This is a genomic window from Autumnicola patrickiae (assembly GCF_031846525.1).
GTDB lineage: Bacteria > Bacteroidota > Bacteroidia > Flavobacteriales > Flavobacteriaceae > Autumnicola > Autumnicola patrickiae.
This window is the reverse complement of sequence record NZ_JAVRHM010000006.1, coordinates 182,170-193,467: the sequence shown is the minus strand read 5'-3', so window position 1 is coordinate 193,467 and position 11,298 is coordinate 182,170. Positions and strand designations below refer to the sequence as shown.

General features: G+C 33.8%; 8 protein-coding genes. 5 read left to right on the top strand and 3 right to left on the bottom strand.

The genetic code is table 11. From position 1 onward, the window contains the following. Positions 1-926: 926 nt before the first annotated feature. A complete protein-coding gene (locus RM549_RS07420; protein WP_311683308.1) occupies positions 927-1,643 on the bottom strand; it encodes a TSUP family transporter in 717 nt (238 codons plus the stop codon). A 128-nt stretch (positions 1,644-1,771) separates the two neighbouring features. Between RM549_RS07420 and RM549_RS07415 the strand changes: the two genes are divergently transcribed. Then, on the top strand, positions 1,772-2,197 hold the full coding sequence (locus tag RM549_RS07415; protein WP_311683307.1) for an Lrp/AsnC family transcriptional regulator: 426 nt from the start codon (positions 1,772-1,774) through the stop codon (positions 2,195-2,197). Positions 2,198-2,460: 263 nt separating this feature from the next. Here the strand turns inward: RM549_RS07415 and RM549_RS07410 are convergent, their stop codons facing one another. Together RM549_RS07410 and RM549_RS07405 are read right to left on the bottom strand one after the other, a co-directional pair. After that, the gene (locus RM549_RS07410; protein ID WP_311683305.1) at positions 2,461-3,414 is read right to left on the bottom strand and encodes a nitrilase family protein; all 954 of its coding nucleotides are present in this window, start codon (positions 3,412-3,414) and stop codon (positions 2,461-2,463) included. Between the two features lie 6 nt (positions 3,415-3,420). Continuing rightward, entirely contained in the window at positions 3,421-3,996 is a 576-nt protein-coding gene (locus RM549_RS07405; RefSeq protein WP_311683303.1) for an RNA polymerase sigma factor, read from the bottom strand. Between the two features lie 287 nt (positions 3,997-4,283). Between RM549_RS07405 and RM549_RS07400 the strand changes: the two genes are divergently transcribed. Genes RM549_RS07400 through RM549_RS07385 form a run of 4 tightly spaced genes read left to right on the top strand, consistent with a single transcriptional unit; the run spans position 4,284 to position 11,298 of the window. After that, positions 4,284-5,438 carry a FecR family protein gene (locus tag RM549_RS07400; RefSeq protein WP_311683301.1) on the top strand — a complete coding sequence of 385 codons (1,155 nt, stop codon included), beginning with the start codon at positions 4,284-4,286 and terminating at the stop codon, positions 5,436-5,438. Positions 5,439-5,469: 31 nt separating this feature from the next. Continuing rightward, the gene (locus RM549_RS07395) at positions 5,470-8,979 is read left to right on the top strand and encodes a TonB-dependent receptor (RefSeq protein ID WP_311683299.1); all 3,510 of its coding nucleotides are present in this window, start codon (positions 5,470-5,472) and stop codon (positions 8,977-8,979) included. 10 nt (positions 8,980-8,989) lie between these two features. Further along, on the top strand, positions 8,990-10,381 hold the full coding sequence (locus RM549_RS07390) for a RagB/SusD family nutrient uptake outer membrane protein (protein ID WP_311683298.1): 1,392 nt from the start codon (positions 8,990-8,992) through the stop codon (positions 10,379-10,381). Positions 10,382-10,401: 20 nt separating this feature from the next. Next, positions 10,402-11,298 (top strand): PIG-L deacetylase family protein, encoded by an 897-nt coding sequence (locus tag RM549_RS07385; RefSeq protein WP_311683297.1) that lies wholly within the window; start codon positions 10,402-10,404, stop codon positions 11,296-11,298.

Sequence of the window (11,298 nt, the reverse complement as noted above, 5' to 3'; positions counted from 1 at the left end):
GTTATGCTAATGGAGATAACTAATGCATTTCACTTTTTGAAGGTAGGGTGTTGCAGCCTTTAATTATAATTTCATTTTTTATCGCCAAAGCCAATAATTTTGTATTTTTAGAAAATTGAAGTCAAATTACCACAAAATAATTCAAAATTAAAGTTACCTAAAGGGTTACCTTGAAGATATGATTCAACGAAAACCTTTCTAGTTCTAGGATGCGCAAGTTAGGTTTGAATCCTGGCGAGGTCACTCTTAAGATTAACAAATCTTATCAAAACCGCGCAAATCTTATGATTAGCGCGGTTTTTTAGGTTTTGGGTTTTTATTTTATTTGATAGTATTCAAATTGTAATGAGAACTAAAAGTAGCATCCCGGGATGAAATAATTGTGTTTTAATACTTCCGATATACTTACGGCTATTTAATTAACTTTGCTTTCTAATATTAATTTGTTTAAAGTTAAATAATGAAAGAGGTCGCTATTTTCGAGGATGATCCTGATTCCCTCTTTACTTTTAATTAATTATTATCCTGTTTTGTGCTTCTATATTTTGATATTCTGCATTACAGAAAAAGGTAGTGGCAGTTAAGGCCGGGAATACTTCAAATGGGGGAATGGAAGGTGACGGTTTTTCACTTGTGTCCGGTTGCTGTTAAACGAAGCTCTTTTGCCTGGAGTTACGGAAGGGGAATGGGCTGAGTGGGTAGGCTACTATTGAAGTAATATAGAAATAACAATTAAATTCTAATACCTCTTTATTATTTTTGGCTGACTAATTTTCGAATTAAATGCAATGCATAGAAATTTATTTTGCTCTTTTCTTATAATAACTTTTATAAGGATTTCAGCTAACTAAATTCTTATGAAGGTTTTTTAGCAATTTAAAATTTTCGATCCTGAAATGAGTTAATTATATTGTAGTGCTGTTGTGTTAAAAAAATAAGGCAATTCCTGAGAAGCAAAGTAAGCCTAGAAGAACTTTCTTAAAAAATAATTCATCGATCTTCCGAAAAAAATATCCGCCTAAAAACTGCGCCAGGATAAATACTGGAAAAATGATAAGACTCATTTTCAAATGGCCACCATTTAGCAAACCTCCAACAGCCAGAGTGGGTAATCTTACCGTTGTAACAAGAGCTAAAACTCCAATCATTGTTGCTCTGAAAATCTTTACATCTTCAACTGTATTTTTTACAGCGATCACATATAAAGGACCTCCAGTTGAAAAGACTCCTGCAAAAAAACCACCCAAAACACCAAACAACACGGTGCCTTTGGAGCCCAATTTAATATCTATTTTTCCAACACCAACATAAGCTACATATAATAGAATAAAAACGCCGAGTGCTTTTTTTAAAAGAATGGGTTGGCTAAAAGTAAGAACAGTAATTCCAATAATTATACCTATTATTGAGGTAATACTCAATTTTTTAATGACATTTTTATCTATATATTTCCACTCTTTATAAACTAGGGAAATACTTGAGAAAAGATAAAAAATAGATATATACGCAATAGCATCAGGTAATCTAAGGCCGATTAATAATATAGGTAGGGCTATTAACGAACCAGCAAAGCCAACCACCGTTTGCACAAAAAAACCACAAAAAATAGCAGTTCCAAGAAGAATTAATAAGTTATAATCCATAAAAACAGTAGATTAATTTTGAAGGCCCAAAATTAGTTACATTAATAGCTTTTACCCAGTGGATAAATTAGGTATATAGCGTATTTTCCAAATAAAAACCGGTAATTGCGTCTAAAATCAAATTATTTATGATTGATAAGGCAGATCTAAAGTTGATCGAACTATTAAAAGTTAACTCAAAAACTTCGTATGCAGATCTAAGCAAAAAAGTATCCCTATCTGCATCTTCTGTTCGAGAAAGAATTAATAAGTTAGAAGATATGGGAGTAATTAAATCTTATAGTTTAGAGGTAAACCAAGCTTTACTAGGCAATAGTCTGGAAGTATTTATATTGTTAAAAGTTTTTACCGGAAAATTACAATTTGCAATTAAAGAATTAAACAAATATCCTGAAATTCTTAAGGCGCACCGAATTACAGGTCCTCATAATTTCCATTTAAGAGTGGCTCTTAGAAATCAGTTACATTTACAACAGTTTATAGATGAATTGACTAAATTTGGAGAGCCCACTACGCATTTGATTTTATCTGAACAAAATTGTGTTAGTGATTAGATCTTTTTGTTACCCAAAAATAGGAAGATTTCTTAGATGAATCCTGAAACCTATTTTAATCAGACTATTAGTGGTCTAAAAAATTTTAGATTATAGTTATGTGTAATTTTGTTTCTAAGATCCAGCTTATTGTTATAGGAAGTTTTTTACAAAAACTCAAGGAAACAATTTAATTACCATTGGTTATCACAATGCAGCCCGGACTTTCTACTAAATGTTTGTATTTTGCATTAAAGTAAAACGGTAAAGTTTTACTGAGGTTATTAATTTTTTTCTGTTAACCAGGTAACTTTTTGATCACTCTGATGATCTTGAGTGATTATTTCACCATAAAGGTCAGGTCTTCTTGCATTTAAATACCTATGGCCTCCTGATTTTTCAATCTTATTATAGAGTAGAGCAGCAGTGGCTGTTCCATCTCCTAACATAGTGCATTCGCAAAGAATATCTCCAAATGGATCCAAGATCATTGAGCACCCATTCTTTAATTGGTCATCATCCATTCCTATTAAATTAGAAAAAACCACATAAATACCATTGTCATAAGCTCTAGCCGGAAGCCATTTCATTAACCACTCTCTTCCTTTCATACCATTAAATTCAAGTCTTAAGGAGGTGGGATCTTCTAAGCGATTATCCCATAGTTTTGGCTCAACAAAACCTGCTCCGGGTCTAGTCGATGGAGTGCACATTGTAACATGCGGCATAAATATTAAATCTGCTCCTAATAATTTTGTTGCACGAACATTTTCTATAATATTATTATCATAACATACTAATATTCCACATTTCCATCCAAACAAATCAAAAACACAATACTCTGACCCCCTACTTAAGTGAGAATTTATAAATGGATGTAATTTTCTATATTTTGTAATGAGACCATTCTGACCAATACATACATATGTATTGAAAATTTTCCCATTTTTATCCTTCTCAATTAGGCCTGAAAGAATTATTATATTGGTCTTTTTTGATATTTCAATTAAACTTTTAATAGATTCTCCATCCGGTAAATTCTCAGCAATATCTTCCAAACTTTTTTTATCTAGTTTTCTAAGAAAGCTATAACCCGTGATAGAACATTCGGGGAAAACAATGACTTGTGACTTTTCTTTTGCTGCTTCTTTGCATAAGGTTTCAATCATAGAAATATTATATTCTTTATTTCCGCTTTTCACCTCGAATTGAGCTGTGGTTATTTTTAAGTTCCTCATAAAATTTCAATTAAAATGTACGGATCTATAAAAGGAAAAAAAGAAAATCAAATCTTCTTCACTAAACTGCTCTCTGATTTTATTAAAAGCAATTCTCATCTGAGATTCTACTGTTTTCGGTGAAATATTTAGGTGGTTTGCAATTTCTTGATAATTTAAGCCTTCAATTTTACTCAATTTTAAGATGATCTTACACTTTTCAGGTAGGTTTTCAATCATTCTCTTCATCTTCTCAATTCTTTGTTTAATTTCTTCGGAATCGTTCTCAATTTGTTCAGATAAAGCCGTTTCTTTTAATTCAATTAAAAATTGGAGGTCTCTTTTTTCTTTTCGGTAATGATCGATAAAAATATTTCTAGCTACGAAGAAAATATAGCTTTTGGGAGATTTTGAAGTGTCAATACTTTCTCGATTTGTCCAAAGAATAACGAATGCTTCTTGAACAATATCTTTTGCTTGATCACGATCTTTAGTAAATGTTATAATATAAGAAAGTAGTCTTTGATAATATTTATTATAAAATTGTTGGAACGCAAGAGAATTATTATCCTTTATTTTTAAGAACAATTTTACATCTGTCATTTAAATATTTCCTTTCAAATTTTTTGAAATTTCAATTAACAAAAAAAAAACCTTAGTTGATAAACAATTTATAATATTAACTAAAAATACATCAAAATATGAAAATTAGATTTATCCTATAAACGTAATAGAATATAAAGTTATTTGATTTATAGTTTATTTAAATGTATTTACAATACGTAATACATATTCCGAAAACGTTTTCTTGAATAAAAAATATCAAAATTTTTAAGGGTTTATAATTTACCAATCGTAATAGTATTAAGAAATATTAAGAAGATTAGGATATGATTGATAAATTAATTCTTAAATATTTGGACGACACTATAAATAGTGAGGAACTTAGCCAACTATATAAGCTTTTAGAGAAACCGAAAAACCAAATCATTTTTAAAAACTATATTCGTTATAATCATGATATTAATCTCACCTTAACGCCAGTTAATCTTCAGAAAGATTTTAAAATTATTAAGACAAGAATTGCCGATAAAAAAACTTCGAAAAATCTTATTTCCCCTCTGCTAAAATATGCAGCCCTTATACTTTTTATTATTGGTTTAGGCTACTTTTACCATCAAATTAAACCTTTTGATTCTCAAGCTGATTATGCAAATGTTTCTGAGCATAATTATATAACTATAGAAAAACAAAATGGAGATATTGTAAAATTTATTGTAGGTGAATCAAGAAAAATCACCAACCTAAGCGGAGATGTTATTGGTGAAATAGAAGATGGACAATTAATATTAAAAGATAATTCAAGTACGAAAGCAAATGCTTTTCATGCCCTAACTGTCCCTTATGGACACAAATTTAAATTAACACTTGCCGATGGGACAAGAATTCATCTAAACTCAGGTAGTTCGCTACGTTATCCATTAGTCTTTAACAAGAAAGAAAGAAAAGTAAATTTAGAAGGTGAAGCTTTTTTTAAAGTAGCCCCAAATGAAGATGCTCCTTTTATAGTAGAAAGTAAGGGGTTATTCTCTAAAGTTCTAGGAACTGAGTTTAATTATTCAGCTTATCCAGATGATAAGTCTACCGATGTTGTTTTAATTGAAGGTTCAGTGGGGGTTGGGTTAAAAACCAATTTGAAGGGAGAAAATAGCTATCAAATTCTTGCACCTTCTCAAAAAGCAACTCGTTTCCTTTCCGAGAATAAAATTGAAGTTGAAGAGGTAGATACTAAAAAATATATTGCTTGGACCCAAGGCTCATTAGTTTTTGAGGATGAGGATATGAAGAGCATCTTAAGAGTTCTTCAACGACGTTATAATGTTGAAGTGATAAATAAATACCCAGATTTGGAAAATTACAGATTTAGTGGCGTGTTTAAAAAAGTAGGTGTTGAGGAAGTATTAAAGACTATTCAAAGCCATACACCATTCAATTTCAATATCACTAATAATAAAGTAACCATTGAACCACTAACCACACAATAATTATTCATTTACTAATTAAATTTTATATCATATGAGAAATCATTACTACAGATCTAATTTTTTTGGGAAGAGTCGATTCTGCCTTTACGTATTTTTTCTGATTTTTTACAATGCTAATGCAGAAAATTGTCAGTCTAGTCCAAAGATTTCAGTTTCATTAACGGATGTTACCCTGGGAACAGTATTTGAGGAAATCACAGAAGCTAGTGGGTATAATTTTTTTTATGAAACATCAGAAATTGATTTAAATTCTAAAGTGTCTTTGCACAGTGAAAATCAATGTATTGATTCCACATTAGTATCACTACTTAATCCAAATCAATTTGAATATAAAATCATAAGTAATCAAATTGTTATTAAGGAAAATCCTAATTACAATGTTGGCCGAAAAGTTATTGATCCAGTCTCCGAAATTCAACAAACTACTATAACTGGAACTATAGTTGATGAAAAAGGAATGCCACTCCCCGGTGCAACAGTACAAGCTAAAAACACCAATACTGGGGTTGTAAGTGATTTTGATGGGAATTTCGAAATAACTATGCCGGAAGGTATAAATACTTTAGTAGTCACTTTTATGGGTTTTATTGCACAGGAGATAGATGTCGCAGGAAGAACTGAAGTAACTATTACACTCCAGCCTGATGCTGCGGCCCTAGATGAGGTGGTAGTAGTTGGTTATGGTACTCTTTCTAAAAGGAAAGTAACTGGTTCTGTCTCCTCTATTAGTCAGGAACAGATTGCTGATATTCCAGCTGTGAGCGTGGAAAATGCAATAGTAGGACAAGTTGCTGGGGTACAAGTCCAGGAAGTTTCTGGTGAACCTGGTTCAAGCCCAAACATAAGGGTAAGAGGATCGGGTTCGATTTCCGCTGGAAATGAGCCGTTATTTGTTGTTGATGGCATTCCAATATCTAAAAACTTAACTTCTGTAAGTGTACAAGGTGATTTGGCAAGAAGAGGAGGAGCCTTTCAAGCGCCACCGGTTAATCCGTTAGCCACTATAAATCCGAATGATATCGTTTCAATGGAAATTTTAAAGGATGCCTCTGCTGCGGCAATTTATGGATCTCGTGGAGGTAACGGTGTTGTTTTAATTACTACTAAAAATGGAACTCCCACAGATGAAGGAACTTTTTCTTTTAACACCTATTATAGCTCCCAAACGGTTGCTAATAAGATAGATTTAATGAATTCCGAAGAATTGATTGATTATACAACTGATTCAAGAAACAATGCTTATTTACAAGATATTGCCGGTGCTTCAATTAATGACCCAATTGGGCCTGGAGAAAGAGGTAATGGTAATTACGAGTTGCCCGAATCATTCCTGAATTGGGATGGAACTGATACTGATTGGCAGGATTTAATTTTTAGAACAGGTTCTATCCAAAGTTATAATCTTTCTTATGCTTCTCCTTTAAAGAATAAAACTAGCTTTTATGCCTCGGGAGAATATTTTACCCAAGAGGGAATTATTCCGGAATCTAGTTTTGACCGATATAATTTGATGTTAAATGTAGATTCTCAACTTACAGATAAGCTAAATTTAGATTTTCGATTGGCACCAACAATTACTGAAAATCAAAGGCAACCAGCCTCTGCGCCATATTTCGCAAGACCACCGGGGATTGTCTATTCTGCTTTGGTACATTCGCCAACAGTTAAACCGTATAATGAGGATGGAACAATTAATCAAACTAATAACCAGTCTCATTTAGGAGCTGGAACAACTACGGCAAGTAATCCATTAGCAATTATTCCTGCAGTAGATGATCGATTATTACAATTTCAAACAAGAGCCTCATTAGGCTTATCATATGAAGTTCTACCGGATTTAACCTTTAAAACTTTCGGAGGTGCGTACTTAAATATTTTTAATCGTGACTTCTATAGAGCAAATTCATTATTATACAGAGATGCTACAGAGGGAGAATCTTATGCTCAGGCTTCCTCTTCCACAGAAATTAACTGGCTATGGGAAAATACTCTTAATTATGAAAAGGAAATTAATGAACATTATATAAATGCCGTTGCAGGTTACTCGATTCAAAAAGATAATATCGATGTGAAACAGGTCCAAGCTGATAATTTTCCTGATGATTTGGTTAAAACAATTAGTGGAGGGCAGGTTTTTGCCGGAAGTTCTGTACGGGAGCAATGGTCTTTACTTTCTGCCCTGTTAAGAGTTAATTATAGTTTTATGGATAGATATTTGTTTACCGGTACAATTCGATCCGATAAGTCCTCTCGATTTGGAACTAATAATCAAACTGGTTACTTTCCTTCTTTCTCAGTAGGCTGGAGAGTAAACGAAGAAGAATTCTTACAATCTATTGATGCGTTATCCGAATTAAAAGTTCGCTTTAGCTGGGGCCAGACAGGAAATTTTGAAATTCCTAATTATGGGGCAATAGGTTTATTGCAACCCTCAAACTATAACTTAGGTGGAAATCAAGTTAACGGTCTTGTTCAATCTACACTCTCCAATCCTGATTTAACATGGGAGAAGGCAGAACAAACTAATCTAGGTATTGAATTAGGGCTAATTGACAACCGAATTTTTCTTTTAGCTGATTACTATAAAACTAAAAATACTGATCTATTATTAAACGTAACCATTCCTTCAGTTTCTGGTTTTGAAACTACCCTGCAGAATATTGGAGAGGTTCACAACGAAGGTTTTGAAGTAGCTCTGCTTAGTAGAAATTTAGTGGGAGAATTTACTTGGGATACCAATTTGAATTTTAGCACTAACAAAAATGAGGTTATTTCTCTTAATGCTAACAATGAACCGATTTATTCTGCTGGAAGTGCAGGTATTAGACATATCACCAGAGTAGGTGATCCAATAGGAAGTTATTATGGTTATGTGGTTGATGGTGTTTATCAAAGTGAAGAGGAAATTGCTAATTCCCCGGTTGATACTCAAGCTCCAGATCCGGCTCCTGGAGATTTTAAATTTAAAGACGTCAACGGGGATGGACAAATAACCCCTGAGGATAGAACTGTAACTGGTAGTTATTTCCCTGACTTCACCTGGGGGATAACCAATAAATTTAAGTATAAAGGAGTGGATTTGAGTTTCCTTATTCAGGGTGTTGAAGGTAATGAAATTCTTAACCTAACCTCTAGGCATCTTAAAAATGGGGAAGCCAATTTTAACTCTTATGCAATATTCAATGAACGCTGGAAGTCACCTTCTGAACCGGGCAATGGAATGGTCCCGCGGGCAGATAGAGTTTCCGGGAGTCATGGTAACAATAACAGACCTTCTTCTTTCCAAGTCGAAGATGGTTCCTTTGTAAGGTTAAGGAATATTACCCTTGGCTATACTTTACCTAAAGCATCAATATTTGGTGCTTCATTTGACAGGTTTCGTTTATACCTAACTGGGACCAATCTTTTTACCGAAACCGATTATCTAGGATACAATCCAGAAGTTAGTACAAACAGTACGAGTAGTTTGACACCTGGTGAGGATTATGGAGCATATCCATTAACCACGTCCTTTACTATTGGATTGAATTTAAACTTTTAAAATTTTGAAAATGAAAAAATCTATAATATATCTTTTTTTAGGAATAACCTTTTTTTCCTGTAGTGATGATTTCACAGAATTAGCACCCATATCAAACAGGAATGAAGCGGAATTTTATAAAAATGCCAATGATTTTATAGCCGCCGTTAACTCAAGTTATGCGGGTCTACAGGATAATGGAGTATATGGAAGAGCGTATTGGACAATGTTTGAAATGAGATCAGAAAATACTGATCAAGGACCTGATGCTACTGGACTAGCTCGTCAATTTGCAGAAATAAATACTTTTACAGAGAACCCTCTGAATGAACAAGTAACTGCCGCCTGGGTGAGCTCATACGATGTAATTGCAAATTCAAATGTTATTTTGAGTAAAATTGAATCTGTAGAAATGGACTCTTCTTTAAAGGAGAGGATAAAAGGGGAGGCTCTTTTTCTGAGATCCCTTATGTATTATCACTTAGCTATAGCCTATGGTAATATTCCTCTACAACTTACCCCCTACAAGGTGGGAGATGAACTTGAACAAGTTAATTCAGAAGTTGTTTACAATCAATTAATTCAAGATTTACAGGACGCTGAAGAATTCTTACCGGTAGACTATCCCGCTAGCGACATGGGCAGAGCTACAAAAGGTGCCGCGGCAACACTTTTAGCTAAGGTCCACCTTACTATTAATCAAAATTCTGAAGCTGAAGTAGTTCTGAGAAGAATAATAAATGACTATAATTATCGATTACTGGATAATTATGAAGATATCTGGGGTGTGGAAAATGAGAATAATGACGAATCTATCTTTGAAGTTCAATTCATTAGTGGTGGTATTGGTCAGGGAAGTCCTTTTACTAACGATTTTTCTCCTAGCGCATTTTTACAAACCGGTTCTGGTTTTGGAAGAAATCGTCCAACCGACGCATTGGTTAATTCGTTTAGTCCGGAAGATTTAAGATTTGATCCTTCTATTGGCACATCTTATATAAATGCCGAAGGTGAAACTGTTTTAGCGAACTACGTAAAGAAGTATGAAAGTGATCCTCAAACAGAATATGATTCCGACATAAACTTTATTGTTTTTAGATATGCCGATGTTCTTCTGATGTTGGCTGAAGCTATAGGAGAAAGTCCTGAAGCTTATGATCTCATTAATGAAGTTCGGAATAGGGCAGGTTTAGAAGATATAGACGGAAATTCCCCAGGTACCTTTGAGGAAAAGCTACTTCACGAAAGACAATTGGAATTAGCTTTTGAAAATCATAGATGGCCTGATCTTAGACGCTTTGGGGCGGAACGAGAAGTTTTTGAATCTGCAGAAGAGGTGGTAGAACCATCTGATGTCAGAGATTTATTTTACATCCCCCAAAGAGAATTGGATATCAATCCAAATTTCACTCAAAATAATTAAAACACCTTAAAAAATTAAAAATGAAATATATACATATATCTATATTTTCCACACTTTTATTACTCTTGAACTTTAATTTAAACGCACAGGAAGGAGTTGAAAACAAACTAAATATTATTGTCATTGGGGCTCACCCAGATGATGCTGATAATAAATTTGGAGGTACAGCTGCTTTATTTGCCGAAATGGGTCACAGGGTTAAATTTGTGTCTGTAACTAATGGGGATGCCGGTCACCAAAATATGGGAGGTGGACATCTAGCAAAAATAAGAAGGAAGGAAGCCCAGGAGGCCGCAAAAAAACTTGGAATTGAAGAGTACACCGTTTTGGATAATCATGATGGAGAACTTTTACCTACACTTAACGTAAGACATCAGTTAATTAGGCAAATTAGAGATTGGGATGCTGACGTCGTATTGTCACCAAGACCGGCGGATTATCATCCAGATCATCGTTATACCGGTATTCTGGTTCAAGATGCTGCATATTTAGTAATTGTTCCAAATGTCACTCCTGACACTCCACCATTAGAGAAAAATCCTGTTTTCTTGTATCTAGAGGATCATTTTCAGAAACCTTATCCATTCCAACCAGATATCACAGTTGATATTACCAATACTTATGAGAAAAAGATAGCGGGTCTGGATGCTCACGAATCCCAGATGTATGAATGGTTACCATGGACTGGAGGAAAATTGGATGAGGTGCCAAAGAACAAAGAAGATAGAATTAAATTTCTGCGTCAGAACTGGGGTGGAAATATTACTCCCGAGGAACGTCAAAACCTTATCAAATGGTATGGAGAAGAACATGGGGAAAATGTAAAATATGCTGAATCATTCGAAGTATGTGAATACGGAAAACAACCGAGCGATGAAGAAATAAAACAACTCTTTCCAATGCTAGACCAGAAATAA